Source organism: Bacteroides zoogleoformans, assembly GCF_002998435.1.
Lineage (GTDB): Bacteria > Bacteroidota > Bacteroidia > Bacteroidales > Bacteroidaceae > Bacteroides > Bacteroides zoogleoformans.
Genome location: NZ_CP027231.1, coordinates 3,015,167 through 3,035,552 on the forward strand (window position 1 = coordinate 3,015,167; position 20,386 = coordinate 3,035,552).

Below are 20,386 nucleotides of genomic sequence, written 5' to 3' on the forward strand. Positions count from 1 at the left end.
AATTAACCGAAAAATACGTATAGTGAACATGAAAAAGAATAACGGAACGAATGGATTTTAATTGGATTAAAACTACATTATTAGCAGCGACAGCAATGGTCAGTCTGAATTCTTTCTCCCAAGATCTCATTGCACGTCAAGCTCCCATTGATAGAAAGTTAAAAAGCGTAGATTCATTGTCTTTGCAAAAACAAATACGTGCAGAGCAAACTTTATATCCCGGTTTAGACTTATATTCAGATTGGAATAACGAACGTGTGCAGGCCTATGGTGATGTCATCGTGCCGGAAAGTTATACGTTCGACTTGACAGGTTTCTGTATGCCTACTACTAATACCCGTATAACGGATGTTTTCGGCTATCGTCCCAGAAGACGTAGAATGCACTATGGCTTGGATATCAAGGTTTACGTGGGCGATACCATTCGGGCTGCTTTTGACGGAAAAGTACGTATTGTCAAGAATCAAGGGCGTCGTGGCTATGGAAAATATGTTGTCCTTCGCCATGATAATGGTTTGGAAACCGTATATGGCCATTTGTCTAAACAAATGGTTGATGAAAACCAGTTGGTAAAAGCCGGTGAACCGATTGCCTTGGGTGGTAATACGGGGCGTTCTACCGGTTCACATCTCCACTTTGAAACTCGTTTTTTGGGAATACCTATTGACCCGGCATTATTGTTCGATTTTGAGAAACAAGACATTGTTGCTGATTCTTACACATTTCACAAGACAAAAGGAACTCCGAGCACAGCACGCCAAATTGCCGGTGAAGGTATGTTCTATAAAGTGAAGAAAGGCGATACACTGGGACGAATTGCATCTCGTCAGGGTGTAACCATAGACAAGTTGTGTAAACTGAATCGAATTACGCGTAGGACTGTTTTGCGTCCGGGACAAGTATTACGTTGTTCATAAAAGCGTAAACAATCCCTATAGGGTGGACAATATTGAATCATCTTTGTATTCTCTTTTTAAACGCGGGTAGTACGAACTTTGTAGTTCCTTTAATTATTCCTACCTTTGCCGCAAAATACGAAGATAAAAAATGGAAGAAACCAAGCAACAATTTGAACATGTCATAGCGATGTGCCGTGACTTGTTTTCTAAGAAACTTCATGATTATGGTACGGCATGGCGTATCCTTCGCCCCACTTCTGTGACAGATCAAATATTCATTAAAGCCAATCGTATTAGAAGCATTGAAACAAAAGGCATCACTCTGATTGACGAAGACATTCGGGCGGGATTCATTGCTATCATTAACTATGGAATAATCGGATTGATACAACTTGAATTAGGTTATGCTGAGAAGCCCGATATAAGCAATGAAGAAGCTTTGGCATTATATGATAAACATGCCGGGAATTCACTGGACTTGATGCTTGCTAAAAATCATGATTATGATGAGGCGTGGCGTAGTATGCTTATTAGTTCGTACACCGATTTGATTTTAATGAAGCTCAGTCGGACAAAACAGATTGAAAGTCTTTCCGGACAAACATTGGTTTCAGAAGGAGTTGATGCCAACTATATGGATATGATTAATTATTCTGTTTTCGGCTTAATCAAGATTGAACTTGGAGATTGACAAAATACATATTGTCGAGAAAGTATGGGTGAACTTCTGCTGTCTTCTACTTGGAGTCTTGTTCGTGTTCTCCGGTTTTGTGAAGGCTGTCGATCCGTTAGGGCTCTACTATAAAATTGGGGATTATTCGATTGCTTTTAGGATGACCTCCTTTTTGGAGGGCAAATTGTCCTTTCTGATGAGCGTGGCATTACCCGCACTGGAGTTTAGTATCGGTGTTTTCCTGCTTTTGGGAATACGGCGTAAGGTGGCGGCTTTATTGGTGCTGCTTTTCATGATTGTTATGACTCCTTTGACATTCTATTTGGCTTTGGCTAATCCAATCTCTGATTGTGGATGTTTTGGTGACGCTTGGGTTTTAACCAACTGGCAAACTTTTGGAAAAAATGCTGTGCTGTTGATAGTGGCAATCTCTGTCTTCAAGTGGCAAAGGTTGCAAGTACGCTTCATCACTCCCAACGTAGAGTGGATGATTTCCATGTACACAGTCTTGTTTGTTTTTGCTTTGTCTTTCTATTGTTTACAGAATCTGCCAATCTTAGATTTTCGTCCTTATAAGATTGGAAAGAATATAAGGGTTGGCATGGAAATTCCGGAAGGAGTTAAACCAAGTGTTTTTGAGAGTCGCTTTGTTTTAGAGAAGAATGGTGAACGCAGAGAGTTTACATTAGAGGATTATCCGGATAGTACATGGACTTTTATAGAGTCGCGCACTATACTGAAAGAAAAAGGATATGAGCCTTCCATCCATGATTTTTCGATGATGAGTCTGGATACATGGGAAGATATAACAGATAGCGTGTTGGCTGATAAAGGATATACGTTCTTGCTGGTTGCGCACCGTATAGAGGAAGCCGACGATAGTAATATCGATCTCATCAATGAAATATATGATTATTGTGTGGATCATGGTTATGGTTTCTATGCCTTGACTTCATCTCCGATAGATGAGATAGCTTTGTGGCGTGATAAGACGGGAGCGGAGTATCCTTTTTGTCAGATGGATGACATTATGTTGAAAACCATTATCCGCTCTAATCCGGGCTTATTGCTGATAAAAGATGGAACGGTGTTGAATAAGTGGTCTGATGTGAATCTGCCGGATGAGTATGTACTGACTGACCGTTTGGAGAAACTGCCTTTAGGACAGCAGAAGCAGGTAAGTGATGTGCGGACCATAGGCTATGTGCTATTGTACTTCATCATTCCGTTGTTGATGGTGATTGGACTTGATGTTTTCGTTGTGAAGCGGCGCGAAAGAAGCAGAATGAAAAAGGAAATATAATACAACCGTTCATGACCCTTTAAATCATAAAGACTAAATACATTAACCCTTTTAATAAATAAATAAAATGAGAAAAAACATTGTTGCAGGAAACTGGAAAATGAACAAGACCCTTCAGGAGGGTGTTGCTCTTGCAAAAGAACTGAATGAAGCATTGGCTAATGAAAAGCCCAACTGTGATGTAGTTATCTGTACTCCGTTTATTCACCTGGCATCTGTTACTCCTTTGGTGGATGTTGCTAAAATCGGTGTAGGCGCAGAAAATTGTGCAGACAAAGCATCGGGTGCATATACCGGTGAGGTTTCTGCTTCTATGGTTGCTTCTACGGGAGCAAAATATGTGATTCTGGGGCACTCTGAACGTCGTGCATATTATGGTGAAACTGTTGCTATCCTCGAAGAAAAAGTTAAGTTGGCTTTGACTAACGGTCTTACTCCGATATTCTGTATTGGCGAAGTGCTGGAAGAACGCGAAGCTGACAAGCAGAATGAAGTTGTGGCTTCTCAGCTGGCTTCTGTATTCTCTTTGTCTGCTGAAGATTTCTCTAAAATTATTTTAGCTTACGAACCGGTTTGGGCTATCGGTACAGGTAAGACTGCCACTCCGGACCAAGCGCAGGAAATCCATGCTTTCATCCGTTCGACAGTAGCTGCGAAATATGGCAAGGAAGTGGCAGATAATTGCTCTATTCTTTATGGCGGTAGCTGCAAGCCTTCTAATGCGAAGGAGTTGTTTGCTAATCCGGATGTAGACGGTGGCCTGATTGGCGGTGCTGCCTTGAGTGTCGCTGACTTCAAGGGCATTATTGATGCTTTTAAGTAAATAGCCCTTGCATACTTTTGCATTATGATATAATGTCAGGTGTAGATTTCACGGATGAGTAGATTTTGATCTATATTCGTGAAATCTGCCTGATTCGTACTAACAATAGGGCGTTGGCTGTGTTATTTATAATCATCATTAAATTAATTGTCATGAAGAAGTTTGTCTTGCTTTTTATTGTCAGTTTTGCCTTTGCTGTCTTTTCTCTGGCACAGAATAATATTGTGAAAAGCTTGGAGCGCAGTGTGCCGGGGCAAGGCAAGGTGACTATTCACCAAGATAGCCGTATCGCGGCTTTGATAGGTGTGGAATCTGTTTCTACTGCCGGTGTGGATGGGCAGAAAGTGATTAAGAGTTCGGGCTATCGCATACAAGTTTATGCCGGTAATAATACCCGTCAGGCCAAGAACGAGGCTTATGCAGTAGCTGCCCGCATTAAAGAATATTTTCCGGATCTTATGGTCTATACTTCTTTCAATCCTCCTCGTTGGCTGTGTCGTGCAGGAGATTACCGCAGTATTGAAGAAGCAGATGCTATGATGCGGCGGTTGCGTGCTACCGGTGTGTTTAAAGAAGTATCGATTGTGAAAGAGCAGATAAACATTCCTTTGTAAATTAAAGAATCATGTTAGAAAAAGAAGAAATCGCATCTCCTTCATTGAACCAACTGAAGGAACATTATCATCGTATTCTCACCCTGTTAGGCGAAGATGCCGAGCGTGAAGGCCTGCTGAAAACTCCGGAACGAGTGGCAAAAGCCATGTTGTCATTGACAAAAGGATATCATATGGATCCGCATGAGGTGCTTCGTTCGGCCAAGTTTCAGGAAGAGTATAGCCAGATGGTTATTGTGAAAGACATTGATTTCTTTTCGCTCTGCGAGCACCACATGCTTCCGTTTTACGGCAAGGCACATGTGGCGTACATTCCTAACGGTTACATTACGGGGCTGAGTAAAATAGCCCGTGTGGTAGATATATTCTCTCATCGTTTGCAGGTCCAGGAACGTATGACGTTGCAAATCAAGGAATGCATTCAGGCGACTTTGAATCCATTAGGAGTAATGGTGGTGGTAGAAGCTAAACATATGTGTATGCAGATGCGTGGTGTTGAGAAACAGAACTCCATTACCACCACTTCTGATTTTACGGGAGCTTTCAACCAGGCCAAAACTCGTGAGGAGTTTATGAATTTAATTCGGAATAATTCGTGAAGAACCTCCTTTTATCTCTTGGCTCCAAGGATTAAGAGATTTCTTTTTAGGGTTAGAAACTTATCACGACTCTGTCTCCCAGGCGTTTTGCCATGATACTTTTCACTTCGCGCAATTCATTGTAGCGTTTCATGGTGCTGTCGCAGCGTGCTTCATCTTTGATGACGGTGGGATCTTGTAAGACAAACATGATGTGTTTCAGTTCTTCGCTGACAATGGCATATTTGAAGTTTATCATCAACGTAGGAACCAGTTCGTAGAGACGCTCTTCGTCCGTCACAATCTTCTGGCTTTTTGAGTGATATTTGCTTAGCTGATAGCGGTTGTTGATAAGCTCTACACACAGTCTGCTGATGATAGGATCGGGGTGTGACATGAAGTACCGCTTGGCGATGAAGCCTTCCTTATGAATGTGAGCTGCCGCTTCTGATAGTATTTGTCGGTGAAGTGGATTATGAAAGGCAAGATCGTCTTCTTTCAGGTCGTTGACAATATATTCGGTTACGGTAATGGGAGTCTCCTGCCCCTCTTCGTTGCTGACGTTGCACATCACTTTTTCTCCGTAACGCACTACCATTTGGAGGATCAACCGTTCGTATTTATAAAATTCCTGTCCTTCTTTTCCTTCTTGTGGGATGAAAGAAACATATGCCTCTTCTTGCTGCGAAGCGGGGGGAACTTCACTGGGAAGACCGACCGGTGGAAAAACTTCTGAAGAGTAACCAACAACAGCTTGTCCTGTATCTGATTCGGAAGCCGATACATCCGCATTGCCGGCATTGTCACCTGCTTCTGCATTGCTTTTCGCGGCATTGGCTGCCCGCCGTTCGCGTTCGGCACGTTCCGCTTGCTTCTCTCGGCGCTTGGCTACTTCAGAAACCAACAGCTTGTCTTCCACGCGTAGCAGTTGGGCACACTCCTTGATGTACACGTCGCGTACAATGGCCTCTGGAATGATGGAGATGCTTTGTACAAGATTCCCTATGAGTTCGGCACGCTTGATGGGGTCTGTCCCTGCGCTTCCCAGCAGCAGATTGGTCTTGAAGTGTATAAAGTCTGTTTCGTTCTGCTGTATGAAAGTTTGAAATTCCGTTGCGTTGTGCTTGCGGGCAAACGAGTCGGGGTCTTCATCGTCGGGCAACAGGCAGACTTTGATATTCATGCCTTCTTCAAGCAACATGTCTATTCCTCGCAGAGAGGCGTGTATGCCGGCTTCGTCACCATCATAAAGGATGGTCATGTTGTTGGTGAAGCGATGAATCATGCGGATTTGTCCGGAAGTAAGTGCGGTTCCCGAAGAAGCCACCACATTTTCTACTCCCGCCTGATGCATGGAGATGACATCCGTGTAGCCTTCAACCAGAAAACAACGGTCTTGCTTTACAATGGCTTGCTTGGCGAAGTAAATGCCATAAAGTTCATTGCTTTTGTGATAGATTTCCGATTCGGGAGAATTGACATACTTCACTTTTACACCTTTTGTGGCACCGGCCAGTACACGACCGCCGAAGGCCACTACTTTGCCCGAAAGTGTGTGTATAGGAAATATGACTCGTCCCCAGAAACGGTCGCGCAGACGATGGTCGTCCGTCTCGTAGCAAAGGCCGGTCTTGGTGAGAAATTCTTTTTTGTAGCCTTTCTTTAGCGCCTCTTGTGCAAGGGCATCGTGGCTTTCGGTGGAGTAGCCCAACTGAAATTTTTCGATGATGTCATCGCGGAAGCCGCGATTGCGGAAATAGGCCATGCCGATGCTCCGCCCGTCCGCATGGTTCTTTAATATATTCTGAAAGTAGTCGCGGGCGAAGTTGTTGACGATAAACAAACTTTCGCGCTCGCTTTGTGCTTGCTTCTCCTCGTTGGTGAGTTCCCGCTCTTTAATTTCAATGCCATATTTCTTGGCAAGATACCTCAATGCTTCCGGATAGGACAGCTGTTCGTGCTCCATAATGAAATGCACGGCATTGCCACCCTTGCCGCAACTGAAGCACTTGCACAATCCTTTGGAAGGAGACACACTGAAAGAGGGTGTCTTCTCGTTATGGAAAGGACACAAACCAACATAGTTCACACCCCGCTTGCGCAGGGTGACGAAGTCCGATACGACGTCTACAATCTGAGCCGCATCCAAAATCCTGTCTATAGTGGCTTGATCTATCATGTTGCAAAAGTAGGAATTTTACCTGCCATATACACAAATCAGGAGATTTTTTTTACATCCGTATAATATTCCTTTCCCGCTGCATAAGGCGGTTGCACCAGGTGCCGCGGTTCGCCTTTCTTTGCCGTAAAGTCGGAAGTTAACCTTTCAAACTGACGCGTATATGCATGCAGGACAAGCAATGGCCGTCACGGGGTGATTCTGAACCAGTCTACATCCATCCAACCTCCGTCGTTGGCGATGATGGCAGGACGCGTACAAAACATGCCTACTTTGGCTCCAATCCATTTTCCTTCTTTGGCTTGAAAAGGCTTCCCCAGTGTGTGATATCGTTTACCGTCTAAACTGTAGCTGAAGTTGCACATTACCTGCAAGTCGTGTCCGCCCTCGCTCTCGGCTATTTTCTTTCCGTCGCAGCTGAATGTGACACGCAAGTAAACAGTATCTTCTTTCTTCAGCTTTGTGGTTCCGTTCACTTCTTCGGGATTGTCTTTATCCGCCTTGAAACAGGAGACTTGCGAGAGCACCGTGCCGTGGACGGCATTCTCCAGTATCATCCCGGCGTAATTCAAACCCATGACAATTAGCCCGCAACGCTCACCGGTGTATTTCTCCGAAGGCTTGAAAAAAAGTTTCATGGTGGCGGTGAAATTGTCCGAGGGCGTCTTCTGCAATAGCAGGTTAGCGACGTCCCACAGATTCCTGTACTCGTTGACCACCGGGTACGAATACAGGCGTACAAAGCCTTTTTCGCCGGCGTAGTAAGCCCACTTCTCGTTGATGTTGGCATGCCATTGCCATTGCGGAGAGAGGGTATAACCGTCGAACTCGTCGCTCTCTTGTGGATTGCAGATGGGATAACTTTTACCTACGTCAGGCTTACGGTAGGTCAGGACAGGTTCTCCACACCCGTCACCGTCTTTGTCGATGCCGATGATAGGCCAACCGTCTGTCCACTTCATGGGTTGCAGATGTACCGTCCGTCCATAGGCCCCCACGTCCTGGAAGTGCAGGAACCAGTCTTCCCCGGTGGGAGTGTCTACCCAAGCCCCTTGGTGGGGGCCGTTCACGGAGGTGTTTCCTTGAGCCAGCACCTTGCGCCATTCGTATGGCCCATAGATGTTCTTGGAACGCTGCACCACTTGCCATCCCGTAGAAACGCCGCCTGCCGGATGGAAGATGTAGTAGTACCCGCCTCGTTTGTAAAGTTTAGGCCCTTCGCACGTCTGATGTTCCTCATGACCGTCGAACACGATGCGCGACTGTGTGATGGCTTCCGTGACGTCGGCGTTCAGTTCGCAGATGGCGATGACGCTTTTCAGTTGTGCGCGGCTTCCTGCATAGGCGTGTACCATATATACTTTCCCGTCTTCGTCCCAGAAAGGGCAGGTATCTATGATTCCTTTTCCCCGCTTCACGATTGCGGGAACTGTCCATGGGCCTTTCGGTTTTTTGGCCTTTACCATGAAAGCTCCTTGGTCAGGGTCGCCCCAAAAGATGTAATACTCGCCGTTGTGATGGCGGATGGTCGGTGCCCATACTCGGTTACCATGTTGCGGACGTTCGGTTGCTTCAATCGGAGGGAGCGCATAAGGTACGGCAGCGCCGATAATCTTCCAATTCACCAAATCTTTGGAGTGCAGTATCTGCAATCCCGGCAGGCAGTTGAAGCTGGAAGAGGTCATGTAGAAGTCGTCTCCCACACGGCATACATCCGGATCGGAATAATCTGCATACAATACGGGGTTCTTATATTTACCGTTTCCTAAGTCAGGACACCACACTTGGGAGACATAATTCGCTCGTTGTGCCTTCAGCGGCAAAACAAGCGAGAGGGCAAGGGCTAAAAAGAGGTTATTTGTTTTCATGGATTTTTAATTGATTGAAGTTTTATTTATTTGATGAAAGCAGAGTCTTCTGATTTTTCTTTCTACTCTTGTAAAGAAAGCAGGGTGAGGGAAGAGATGCTTATGGGATGTTCCAGTTCCTCCTTCCACTCTCGCATATAGGCGAACCATGCTTCCGGAGTAGCGTACCCGAAGGACTCCTTGTGGGAAGTAAACATGGTGTAATGGTGGAAGCGGTTGCTGCCGGGGGCTGAAAGCGTATAGAGAAAATTGTCCTTGTCAGTCACTTCCTCGCGGATGTATTTTTGTGGAACGTAGGTGGCAATGCCTATCGTCTCTTTGGCGTATTTCGCCGTGTCGGTCACGGGCCAGTATCTTCCCCAACTTCCAATCAGCCCCTTATGGTCGGAATAAGAGAGGGTTTCGCCGCCCATGATGTTCTGAACGCCGGTACAGAAAGTCTCTTCTTCCAGAGGTTGGTCGAAGAAAGTCTCCACGAGCAAGTCCCGGTGTCCTGCATAGAGAATGTAGCGGTTGGTCATTGTCAGCTCTTTGCCTTGATATTGCCAGTCTTTCACCTCCACGTCGGTAATGGTGCGTACCGGACCGTATGCAAGGATACGTTCCGTGCGGAAGGTTACCGGCTCGATGTGGGTGGCCTTAGTGCCGTCCCAACCTTTCAGCGTGCCGATGCCGCAACTGTTTCCTACCATCAGCACATCGTTGCCGAAACCGTGCGCAAGCTGCTCGTCGGTAGGGTAAAACCGGCTCTCTTCGAGTTCCAATCCTTTCTTGAATTTACCGTACGGGTCTACTGTCTGTTTCGGGTTGAAGTAGATACGATAGGCTGCCAATTCGGACTCGAACATCGGCCCGTGCCCATACAGCATGTTATAGAAGTCAGTCGTTCCGGGTGCTGTGACTGATTGTACCGGTGCATGTTTCTGCTTCCCTGCATCGCGCACCAGCATGGTGGCAAATACGCGTGCAGGATAAACCTTGGCGGTTTTATCGGCCGAGAATGTCACGGAAAGTACTTTCCTGCCATTGGCGGGCATGTCGATGACGAAGACCAGCTCGTCGGCTTTCGAGTCACCGTTCAGGTCGTCCAATTGCGACGGTATTTCCACATCTCCATCTTTTACTACGGCCGACTGTATACGAAACCTGCTTTTCAGTTCGGACAGTTTGATGACTATGGGAACATCCGTTTGGGCTTTGTCCCAAGAATTGACCACTTCTATGGAGTATGCGGCGGTTTGCGGGGCAGTCTGTGCATACATATAGCTGCTGCACAACAGCCAGACAAAGATGATGAGTGAAGCAGTTTTCATTTAAAAGCTCAATCTGATTCCTTTGGCATCGATATTCTTGTAGCTCTTACCATTCACTTTCAAGGCTTTTGCGCTTTTCACCTCCAGCGTTTCCCCGTTTGTCTCGATGCGGATATTCTCGAAGATTATTCCTTCTGCCTGACTGACAACTACTCCTTCCTTAGCTTCGCTGATAGTGACGTTCTTCACAGTGACATTCTTGATAGGCATTTCCGGCAGTCCGTTGAAGAACATGGCACGCCCCGCCCCTTTGCAGATGATATTGGAAATATGAATGTCACGGAAAGCGGGTGTCTCCACCGTCACGGGCGGAACGCTTGCCCGCATGCGTCCGGCCAGCTCCTCCTCCGTTTCCTCGCCGGCACCTTTGCCGCCATAGAACAAGTCGAACAGCAACGGTTCGTGAGGAATATCAATCATGTGAATGTTATTGATATAGATGCCTTCCACCACACCGCCCCGGCCACGGGTACTCTTGAATCGAAGCCCTACATCCGTTCCGAGGAAAGTACAATCGGACACATAGATATTCTTCACCCCGCCGGACATCTCGCTGCCCACCACGAAACCGCCATGCCCGTGCAGCACTGTGTTGTTTTTTACGATTACGTTTTGGCAAGGCTCTCCGCGTTTGCGTCCGTCCTCATCTTTTCCCGATTTAATGCAAATGGCATCGTCGCCGGCATCAAAAATATTGTTGATGATAAGGGCGTTTTTACACGATTCCAGGTCCAGCGCATCACCGTTTTGCGAGTACCACGGATTGAACACCTTCACTTTATTGATGGTGATGTGTTCGCACGACAGCGGGTGCAGGCACCAGCTGGGAGAGTTCTTGAATGTTACTCCTTCTAACAGCACCTTTCTGCTCTTGACGATATTCAGTAGCACCGGACGCAGCCACGGGCGTATCTCGTTCCATTCCTCATCGGTTTCGATGCCTTCGGGATTGTTGAAGTCCTTGCAAGCCAATGCGCCTTTCAATGAGCCGGCAGTGGGATACCATATCGATTTGTCTACCACGCCGCCCGATTTTACCAGCGCATTCCATTGGGAAACCGTGAGCTTGCTTTGCTTCACAGGGCGCCAACTGTCGCCCGAACCGTCGAATACACCATGACCGGTGATAGCTATGTTTTCAGCATTCCATGCCGAGATGGGCGATTGGCAACGGCGTGTTTCCAGCCCTTCGAAAGAGGTCTTTATGATGGGATAAGCATCGAAGTCGTCTGTAAATACCACCAATGCATTCTTTTCCGTGTAAAGGTTTACATTACTCAACAGTTCGATAGGACCGGTCAGCCACAGCCCTTCGGGAATGATAACCCTTCCTCCTCCGTGCATGTTTACCTCTTTTATGGCATCGTTGATTGCTTTCGTGTTGAGGGTAATGCCATCGCTTTTTGCGCCGAATTGCAGGATATTTACCGAATAATCCGGAAATACGGGTTGTTCCACTTTAGGCATATCGAATGGCAGATTCTCATAGATAGCTTCGTCTATATGATTTCCGCATTGTGCCGATGCGATGTTCTGTGCAGGCTGCAACGGGAGCGATAAGGCAGTAATCACTAACCATTTTTTGATAAGTGTGTTCATTCGCGATACTATATTATTAAATTATAAAATTACCGAGATTGCGGGAGGCGTAACCGAAGAGAGGTTTTATCATTTCTCCGCAAGCGGCCCTCACGGGTGGCCTGCGGAAGAAATAATAAGTTGATTCATGTTAACCTAATTCTAACCTTAAATAAATATTATGAAAAAACCTCTTTAATTACCGGTTGCAAATGTATCGGGCTTCGGCGGAAACGATGTGCACTATTTGTTGGTTTTGGTGTATTTTTTGTCGTTTACCTCTTTCTTTTGCACACTTTTGAGGTTTTTATGCAGAAATATGCGGAAACTTCCTATCTTTGCAACCGAATTTTTAGTAAATATAGGTATGAGTTATAATTTATTGAAGGGAAAAAGAGGCATTATTTTCGGTGCTCTGAACGAGCAGTCCATTGCCTGGAAAGTAGCAGAAAAAGCAGTAGAAGAAGGTGCAACCATCACCTTGTCAAATACCCCCGTTGCCGTGCGCATGGGCGAAGTATCCGCACTGGCCGAGAAACTGAATTGCGAGGTCATTGCTGCGGATGCAACGAGTGTAGAAGATTTGGAGAATGTATTCAAACGCTCCATGGAAGTGCTGGGCGGACAAATCGACTTTGTGTTGCATTCCATCGGCATGTCGCCCAATGTGCGCAAGAAACGCACTTATGACGATTTGGATTATGATATGCTGGACAAGACGCTGGATATCTCTGCCATCTCTTTCCATAAGATGATACAGGCAGCCAAGAAGCTGAACGCCATTGCCGAGTACGGCTCTATCCTTGCACTGAGCTACGTGGCTGCACAACGTACATTCTACGGTTACAACGACATGGCAGATGCCAAAGCGTTGTTGGAGTCCATTGCCCGCAGTTTCGGCTACATCTACGGACGCGAGCACCATGTGCGTGTCAATACCATTTCACAGTCGCCTACCATGACAACGGCCGGTGCCGGCGTAAAAGGTATGGACAAACTGTTCGACTTTGCCAACCGTATGTCTCCGCTCGGCAATGCTTCTGCCGATGAATGTGCCGACTATTGCATCGTCATGTTCTCCGACCTTACCCGTAAGGTGACCATGCAGAACCTGTTCCACGACGGCGGTTTCTCCAGTGTAGGCATGAGCCTTCGCGCCATGGCCACTTATGAGAAAGGTCTGGATGAGTATAAGGACGAAAACGGAAACATCATTTACGGATGATTTTTTTATTAGACGTTAGAAGATAGACGTTAGACTTTGGATATTTCTATTCTCTATTTTCTAACGTCTAAATCTATTCTCTAATTTCTACCCAAATGGAACCCGCACTTTATCTTTTGCCCGTCACCCTGGGCGATACGTCCATAGACACGGTATTGCCGTCTTATAATAGAGAGGTGATATCGGGAATCCGTCATTTTATAGTGGAGGATGTGCGTTCTGCGCGCCGCTTTCTGAAAAAAGCGGATAAGGAAACGGATATTGATGCGTTGACGTTCTATACGCTGAACAAGCACACATCTCCCGAAGAGATATCCGGTTATCTGAAACCGTTGATAGAAGGGCAGCCGATGGGAGTAATTTCTGAAGCCGGTTGTCCGGCTGTGGCCGATCCCGGTGCCGATGTAGTAGCCATTGCCCAACGCAAAAACCTGAGAGTGGTTCCGTTGGTAGGGCCTTCTTCCATTATCCTGTCTGTCATGGCTTCCGGATTCAACGGACAAAGTTTTGCCTTTCACGGCTATCTTCCCATAGAGCCGGCGGAGCGCGCCAAAAAAATAAAGATGTTGGAACAGAGAATATACAATGAACATCAGACACAACTCTTCATCGAAACGCCCTACCGTAACAACAAGATGATAGAGGACATCCTTCATAATTGCCGCCCGCAAACCAAGCTCTGTATTGCGGCAAACATTACTTGCGAGGGGGAATATATCAAAACCAAAACCGTGAAGGAATGGCAGGGCCGCACTCCCGACCTGTCTAAGATTCCTTGTATTTTTCTCTTGTATAGATAATATCTTTCAGGTTTTCGTATTCATGTTCCAAGCAACTGCCGAAGAAGTTCTGTCCCATATTATCTTCCATTTGCCGGAGTGTCCATAATTTCCCGCCTTTGAAGTTGTCATTGCATAGGATGGAATCGTCTTTCAAATCGAGTGTAAAGAGATAGACCAGCCGGTTGGTCGTTTCGTTTTCAAAGTGATATACGAAGTTGAAACGCAATTCTTCCGCGGGGGCAGAGGGTAATGTTTCCTTCAGTATCCTCTTTGCCCCTTCCTCCAAGGTTTCTTTGTAAATCAGATAACCTTCCAGCAATAAATCTGTTTTACCTCTTTCGAAAGCGCAGCATTGATGGCGAGGCAGGAGAAACAGCATGCCGTTTGACATGACGGCAATCCGGACGACCGGGTTGATATAATTGTTTTTCCGGCTTACGGCATCCGAAGCCAATGCTTTCCCGATGACATCTCCCCGCATGTTGACTATCGGTAGAAAGACCTCATTCCTCATAAGTGAGTTAAAATAGAGAATGCCGAACTGGTTGAACAGGATACCCAGAATAAATACGAGAAGCGGAGCCACGTTGAACAGCAAATGCCGGGTGGCATTTCCCAAAGGACGACTTACCAGCATGGCGCACAGAATAATCAGGAAATGCAGAAGAGCGATGAGGAGAATGACCCGTGCAGACACGACGGTAGCCTCCGCTCCCTGCATAAAAACCGGTTTGCAGCACTTCTGTGCTTGCTCCGTTTGATGCCGCAGAAAGCGTTTCCGGTTGAAGTATATGATGAGCGGCGGTATGACGACGCAAATCTCCAATGTGAGGGGGAACATGGAGCGGGGGCAATAATGGGGGATGAGCAGTGTGGCTATTGCCAATAATAGGAGCATTGCGGTGCTGCTGTACAGTATGATTTGCGGAATCTTATAGTCTTTTTTCCGCAAGGCAAGCATGCTGAGAACGACACCTATCCCCGCACCTATATAGATGGCATCCTCTTGTGTCATAATTTCGCATAACACAAAGGTTATTATGACAGGTATGAATCCCAGCGACAGGTTGAATTTGTATGATAGAATTTTTTGACTCCTCATTCGTTGTATGATTTCTTTCTCTTCTTTACATCATAACAACCGAGCGTATCAAATGTTTCTTCCTTCATTCTTTTTTTGTGCGGGGCAGATGTGCTTCTCCGCATGATAGGAAGAACGCACTAAAGGCGCGCTTTCCACCTGACGGAATCCTTTCTTCAGTCCGATTTCTTTGTAAAGGGCAAATTGTTCGGGCGTGATATATGCCGCTACCGGATAATGCTTGTGCGTGGGTTGCAGGTATTGCCCTATGGTCAGTATGTGGCAACCCGCTCCTATCAGGTCGTCCATCAGTTCCTCCACCTCTTCCGGGGTCTCGCCCAAACCTACCATGATGCCCGATTTGGTTGTGGTGCCGCTTCCGGCTATTTGCCGCAGCACTTCAAGACTGGTTTCGTATTTGGCTGCGCTGCGCACCAACGGACTGATGCGGCGCACGGTTTCCATGTTGTGCGAAATGATTTCCGGACGTTCGTTGATGACTTGCTCAACAAGTTCCTTTCGTCCCTGAAAGTCCGGAATCAATACTTCCACGGTTGTCTTGGGGTTGAGGCGTTTGATTTCCCTGATGGTGCGTGCCCAATGCGATGCCCCCAGATCGGGGAGGTCGTCACGGTCTACGGAAGTGACTACCGCATGCGCGAGTTTCATCAAGGCAATGGATTCTGCCACATGCGTAGGCTCTTCGGCATCCGGCGGCAGGGGCTTTCCGGTTTGTGTGTTGCAGAACTTGCAACTGCGCGTGCATATATTCCCTCCGATCATGAAGGTGGCAGTGCCTTTTCCCCAGCATTCGCCCATGTTGGGGCAACGGCCGCTGCTGCAAATCGTATGCAGGCAGTGCGATTCGACGATGCGTTTGGTCTCGGCATATCGCTCGTTGGCGGCGATGCTTATTTTGAGCCATTCAGGCTTGCGTACTCTTTCCGGCATATCCTTATTCGTATCGGTATCAGAGGTTGTTTTTGAAAAAGTCGGTCAGCCGCGTGTACAGGTGAAGCCGTGTGTTTCCTCCGTAAATGCCGTGATTGCGGTTGGTGTAGATCTGCATGTCGAATTGCTTGCCCAGTTGCACCAACTCTTCGGCATATTCCGCACAGTTCTGGAAGTGCACGTTGTCGTCGGCCATGCCATGCACCAGTAACAGCCGGCCGTGCAGCTTGTCGGCGCGGGTAAAGGCCGAACCGGCTTTGTAGCCTTCGGCGTTCTCTTTCGGAGTGCGCATGAAACGTTCGCCGTAGATGGTGTCGTAATAGTTCCAGTCGGTCACGGCGGCCACGGCTGCTCCGGCTTTGAACACCGGCGTTCCTTCGCTCATGCTCATAATGGTCATGTATCCTCCATAACTCCATCCCCAAATGCCGATGCGGTTTTTGTCCACATAGGGTTGGCTGCCCATGTAGAGGGCCGTTTCCACTTGGTCTTTGGCTTCCTTGACTCCCAAGTTCAAGTAGGTGCACTTGGTGAAGTCGGCACCCCGTCCGCCGGTGCCCCGTCCGTCTACACACACCACGATATAGCCTTGCGATGCCATGTAGGTTTCCCAACTGACGCTGAACCTGTCTGTTACTTGTTGCGAACCGGGACCGCTATACTGGTACATCAGTACCGGATATTTCTTCCCGGCAGAGAAGCCGGTCGGTTTCATCATCCAGCCGTTCAGTGCGGTGCCGTCGGTGGTCCGGAAGGTAAAGAACTCTTTCCGTGGCATGTCATAATTGGCAATCTCCTGTTTCAAGGCGGCGTTGTCCATGAGGGTGGCGAGTGTCTTGCCCGTGTTGTCGTTCAGGGTGATGACGGTAGGTGTGTCCAGTGCGGAGTAACGGTTCATGTAGTACTTCATGTTGGCGCTGAACTGAGCGCTGTTTGTTCCGCTTTGTGTCGATAACTTTATTTTTTTCCCTTTCCGGTCTGTTTTATAGATTGCAGTGCGCATCGGGCTTTCTTCGTTGCTGCTGAAGTAGAAGCTGCCCTCTTCGGCATCGTAGCCCAGAAACTTGCGTACCTCATACTCTCCGGAGGTTACTTGCTTCAGCAGGTTGCCGCCTATGCTGTACCAGTATAGGTGCTTGTAGCCGCTTTTTTCGCTTACGAAGCTGAAGTTCTCCGGATAGAAAACGATGTTGTCGAATACGTCTTCGCTGATGTACGTATCGCTTTCGTCTCGCAGGGCTAATTTGGCTACGGTGCTGCGCGGGTTGGCAAAGTACATGTCGAACCGGTTCTGATGGCGGTTCAGGGTCATGATGGCAAGTTTGTCAGGATCTTTCGTGAAGCGTATGCGCGGAATATATCCGTCGGCCTCTACGGGTACGTTTATTTTGCGGGTCACCTTCGATTTGATGTCGAAGGTATGTACCGATACTTTGGAGTTGGCCTCACCTGTTTTGGGATATTTATACGCATATTCTCCCGGATACTTTGCGAACGGGGCGAGGCGGGGCCACTGTCCGGCAAAGAGCTGCATGGAGTAGGAGGGCACTTCCCTCTCGTCCCAGCGGATAAAGGCCAGCATCTGATTGTCGGCGCTGAACTCCAAGGCACGGTCGAAGGCGAACTCCTCTTCATACACCCAGTCGGGAATGCCGTTCAGAACTTCGTTCTGCTTGCCGTCCTCCGTCACTTGGCTTTCGCTGTTGCCGTAAAGCAGTTTCACGAGGAAGATGTTGTTGTTGCGCACAAAAGCCACTTGGTTACCGTCCGGCGAGAACACCGGCACTTGTTGCGGGCCTCCGTCCGAAAGCCTTTCCACTACGTTGTTTATCCGTCCGTCGAGGTTGCGCTTCAGGCTGTAGATGTAGTGCACTGCCGTATAGGAATGGCGGTAGATGGGGGTTTTTTCCGTAGCGATAAGCAGTTTGCTGCCGTCGGGAGCAAAGCTGTAGCTGTCGAAGCTTTTGAAAGGGCATTCGCGTGCGGTGGCGGCGTCGAACAACACTTCCACCTGCTTTCCCGTTTTGAAAGAGTATTTTATGATTTGCGTTCTGTCGGCATTCATCTGCGAGTAATGTTCGCCGTCGCCCGGAATGGGGATGACGCCTGAAATGTTCTTGGGCGTGAATTTGCCCGATACGATTTCTTTCAGGTCAAGCGCTTTGCCGTTTTGGGCAAGGCTTGCCAATGTGCAGAGGCAGAAAAGGAGGAGACAGCAGATTTTTTTCATATCCATCAATATAACGTAAATTCGGTATAATAAAATTATTTTTCTGAATATTAGCGACATAGCGATACCATTCGCAGGCTTATGGCATTGAACCATGCCATTTAAGCGATTACCGCAATGTTTTCAGCGGCTAAAGTTACGAAGATTTATTGTATGGCGAATGGTTTTCGGAAAGTTTCTCCACACTTCACCGTCCGTAAGCTCGCATGTCATTGCCCGTAACCTCACACTTTACCGTCCGTAAGCCCACACCTTAGCCTCGCTCCGCCCTCATGTTACGGTGCATAAAGTGTGGGCGCAGGCCTGCCTTCACCTCCTCCACCTCCAACTTTTTTGGGATGCACTTCACAATGAGGGATATGGGGGAGGTCTTTTCTATTCTTTTCTTCTCTTTTCTCGCGCGCGCGAGGGAAAAAGAACTGCTAAATTGTTGATATATTGAGTGTTATGGTCTTTTGGGGTAGCTCATCGACTGCTTGCCAACTCCGAGTCGGCTCGGAGTTGGCAAGCAGTCGGCAGGCAGTCGCTCGTCGGTTCGTGCCGAGTTGTCGCACAAGGTCCGTACTATTTCGCTCCCCATAAAAACCGATTATGTGAAAGATACGCCATGCATTTCCAATCCCGAAGTCTTTCAAGAAAAGAAAAACATTTACCTCTTAGAGAGTTTTTCTCCTTGCTCCGGCTCGCTATATAGATGCCCTCATCCGGAACTATAGATGCAGCCTGCCGGAAATATAGATGTAGCACGGTAGATATATATACCAAACCCCGCCTACAGATATCTCTCGCAAGGAATGCTTCTTGATAATCACTCGGTATTAATTCAACCAACAGGTAGAGTAAATAAATTCCATGTGGAATTATGGGATGACACAAAAAAACATTAACTTTGTGGCAAAATTACAATTATGGGTGCAAACAGTTCTTACAAGGCGATGTACGATATTGTGGAACATGCAAAGGAGGGGACAATATTTATCCCTGACGACTTCACGACGTGCGGCACTCCCGATGCAGTACGGTCGGGATTAAGCCGTTTGTGCCGCAATGGAAAGTTGTGTCGCTTTGCAAAAGGTATTTACTATATACCTACATATGACAAGTGGGATGGTACGCAACGAGAGCCATCCTTAGATGCCATTGCCTTAAAAATAGCGCAACGGGACAATGCGCGTGTCATTCCGACAGGAGCTTATGCGCTTAACAAATTAGGATTATCCACACAAAGCGATGGTAAGGAGTAGCCGAATGAGGAGTTTTCCCACACATGTCCCTGCCAGCCAAAACCAGACGCTTCCGCCCCAAAGGAGAGAGCCTGCGAGTGCAAGTGCCACCCAAATTGATATTTTGTATCTCAGTTTCATCTTGTCTGATTTTTTTGATTTTATGCGGATTCCAGAGGTGAGGGAGTTAAGTTTCCATTTTTCATTTTCTCTGTCCTCGTGTTTCCGACATTTTTTTTTGCGTCTTTCCGTCGGGTCGGTCATTTTCGTTTCAGAGGCGTAAAAAGGTAGGGCTTAGGACGAACAAGGTTTACGGCGAGAATACTACTTGCAATGAAATGGAAGTGTGGAGGTTGTCGCCGTAACGGCTTGCCACCTCGACCTTTTTTGTCCGTGAAAGCTCGGAACTACCTTTGCCGCTGACAACGAACAACCGATCCCGATGCGAATACATAGGGTGGAATGTGGAGAGGAACACCGCAGAGGACAGAGCGAAAAAATGAAAGGCAGTCTTCACAAGTAAGACTGCTACAACAACGAGTAATAAGACGAAAAAATAGACTCAGCTATCTGAATAGAGAGCCGTCAGAAAAAAAACGGAGAAAGTTTCGTCTTTCTCCGTAGATAATATTACCTTTGCAATAGGTTATTCGAGTTATGCAAAGCGTTGTATATCATTGCAGAAGATAGGTCGCTAAATCATTACCTACTGCATTTCATAACTCATTCGACTGTTGATAGCCAATTACTTAGACCTAAATGATAGATTTTCGGTAAAAATGAGTACCTTTGCAAAGTAATAAACGAGAATTTATATAAGATGGAATTAAAGGCTCTGATAGCAGAATGTACCGCATACGACTTCAAGTTAATGTTGAAGAGAAAAGCCTAATAATTGGCTTAAAAGTGTGAGTGCTTTCGCCAATGGTTTGGGTGGCTCACTACTCTTAGGCATTGACAATGACGGTATTGTTAAGGGACTTGATGATATATGCTATAAGAAAAAGGCCATAGATTATAAGGACTATTTTAGGCTCAAGTTCAAATCTACTGTCTCGCAATTCCA

Annotated in this window: 16 protein-coding genes and 1 pseudogene; 10 read left to right on the top strand and 7 right to left on the bottom strand. The window is 47.0% G+C overall.

The window, feature by feature from the left end; all coding sequences use genetic code 11:
- Positions 1 to 50: 50 nt before the first annotated feature.
- From C4H11_RS12635 to folE, 6 genes are all read left to right on the top strand, one after another.
- Positions 51 to 917 (top strand): M23 family metallopeptidase, encoded by an 867-nt coding sequence (locus C4H11_RS12635; RefSeq protein ID WP_106042517.1) that lies wholly within the window; start codon positions 51 to 53, stop codon positions 915 to 917.
- 130 nt (positions 918 to 1,047) lie between these two features.
- Entirely contained in the window at positions 1,048 to 1,590 is a 543-nt protein-coding gene (locus tag C4H11_RS12640; RefSeq protein WP_106042519.1) for a DUF1599 domain-containing protein, read from the top strand.
- Positions 1,580 to 2,875 (top strand): BT_3928 family protein, encoded by a 1,296-nt coding sequence (locus C4H11_RS12645; protein ID WP_106043422.1) that lies wholly within the window; start codon positions 1,580 to 1,582, stop codon positions 2,873 to 2,875. The genes C4H11_RS12640 and C4H11_RS12645 overlap by 11 nt, the downstream gene beginning before the upstream one ends.
- 67 nt (positions 2,876 to 2,942) lie before the next feature.
- Positions 2,943 to 3,698: a triose-phosphate isomerase gene (gene tpiA, locus C4H11_RS12650; protein ID WP_106042521.1), complete on the top strand. Its 756-nt coding sequence runs from the start codon at positions 2,943 to 2,945 to the stop codon at positions 3,696 to 3,698.
- A gap of 152 nt (positions 3,699 to 3,850) precedes the next feature.
- Entirely contained in the window at positions 3,851 to 4,312 is a 462-nt protein-coding gene (locus C4H11_RS12655) for an SPOR domain-containing protein (protein ID WP_106042523.1), read from the top strand.
- A gap of 11 nt (positions 4,313 to 4,323) precedes the next feature.
- Entirely contained in the window at positions 4,324 to 4,911 is a 588-nt protein-coding gene (folE, locus tag C4H11_RS12660) for a GTP cyclohydrolase I FolE (protein ID WP_106042525.1), read from the top strand.
- A 52-nt stretch (positions 4,912 to 4,963) separates the two neighbouring features.
- On the opposite strand, the gene dnaG is transcribed toward folE, so the two are convergent.
- The 4 genes from dnaG to C4H11_RS12680 all read right to left on the bottom strand — a co-directional run bounded on the left by dnaG (position 4,964) and on the right by C4H11_RS12680 (position 11,849).
- The gene (gene dnaG / locus C4H11_RS12665; RefSeq protein WP_106042527.1) at positions 4,964 to 7,069 is read right to left on the bottom strand and encodes a DNA primase; all 2,106 of its coding nucleotides are present in this window, start codon (positions 7,067 to 7,069) and stop codon (positions 4,964 to 4,966) included.
- Positions 7,070 to 7,257: 188 nt separating this feature from the next.
- The gene (locus C4H11_RS12670) at positions 7,258 to 8,937 is read right to left on the bottom strand and encodes a glycoside hydrolase family 43 protein (protein ID WP_106042529.1); all 1,680 of its coding nucleotides are present in this window, start codon (positions 8,935 to 8,937) and stop codon (positions 7,258 to 7,260) included.
- Positions 8,938 to 8,999: 62 nt separating this feature from the next.
- Positions 9,000 to 10,250: a DUF4861 domain-containing protein gene (locus C4H11_RS12675; protein WP_106042531.1), complete on the bottom strand. Its 1,251-nt coding sequence runs from the start codon at positions 10,248 to 10,250 to the stop codon at positions 9,000 to 9,002.
- Positions 10,251 to 11,849, bottom strand: coding sequence for a glycoside hydrolase family 28 protein (locus tag C4H11_RS12680; protein ID WP_106042533.1), 1,599 nt, complete (start codon positions 11,847 to 11,849; stop codon positions 10,251 to 10,253). It abuts the gene before it with no gap.
- 346 nt (positions 11,850 to 12,195) lie between these two features.
- Between C4H11_RS12680 and C4H11_RS12685 the strand changes: the two genes are divergently transcribed.
- Together C4H11_RS12685 and C4H11_RS12690 are read left to right on the top strand one after the other, a co-directional pair.
- Positions 12,196 to 13,053, top strand: coding sequence for an enoyl-ACP reductase FabI (locus tag C4H11_RS12685; protein ID WP_106043424.1), 858 nt, complete (start codon positions 12,196 to 12,198; stop codon positions 13,051 to 13,053).
- A 95-nt stretch (positions 13,054 to 13,148) separates the two neighbouring features.
- Entirely contained in the window at positions 13,149 to 13,853 is a 705-nt protein-coding gene (locus tag C4H11_RS12690; RefSeq protein ID WP_106042535.1) for an SAM-dependent methyltransferase, read from the top strand.
- Here C4H11_RS12690 and C4H11_RS12695 read toward each other — a convergent pair.
- From C4H11_RS12695 to C4H11_RS12705, 3 genes are read right to left on the bottom strand one after another with little or no spacing between them, the layout of a single operon-like run.
- Complete coding sequence (locus tag C4H11_RS12695) at positions 13,819 to 14,937, bottom strand: hypothetical protein (protein ID WP_106042537.1); 1,119 nt, start codon at positions 14,935 to 14,937, stop codon at positions 13,819 to 13,821. The genes C4H11_RS12690 and C4H11_RS12695 overlap by 35 nt on opposite strands.
- A gap of 48 nt (positions 14,938 to 14,985) precedes the next feature.
- Positions 14,986 to 15,867 carry a lipoyl synthase gene (gene lipA / locus C4H11_RS12700; RefSeq protein WP_106042539.1) on the bottom strand — a complete coding sequence of 294 codons (882 nt, stop codon included), beginning with the start codon at positions 15,865 to 15,867 and terminating at the stop codon, positions 14,986 to 14,988.
- 19 nt (positions 15,868 to 15,886) lie between these two features.
- Positions 15,887 to 18,097 carry a S9 family peptidase gene (locus C4H11_RS12705; RefSeq protein WP_106043426.1) on the bottom strand — a complete coding sequence of 737 codons (2,211 nt, stop codon included), beginning with the start codon at positions 18,095 to 18,097 and terminating at the stop codon, positions 15,887 to 15,889.
- Positions 18,098 to 19,032: 935 nt separating this feature from the next.
- Between C4H11_RS12705 and C4H11_RS12710 the strand changes: the two genes are divergently transcribed.
- Together C4H11_RS12710 and C4H11_RS14555 are read left to right on the top strand one after the other, a co-directional pair.
- The gene (locus tag C4H11_RS12710) at positions 19,033 to 19,341 is read left to right on the top strand and encodes a DUF6088 family protein (RefSeq protein ID WP_317046001.1); all 309 of its coding nucleotides are present in this window, start codon (positions 19,033 to 19,035) and stop codon (positions 19,339 to 19,341) included.
- Positions 19,342 to 20,140: 799 nt separating this feature from the next.
- Positions 20,141 to 20,342, top strand: a pseudogene (locus C4H11_RS14555) (RNA-binding domain-containing protein); the annotation flags it as partial.
- Positions 20,343 to 20,386 lie beyond the last annotated feature (44 nt).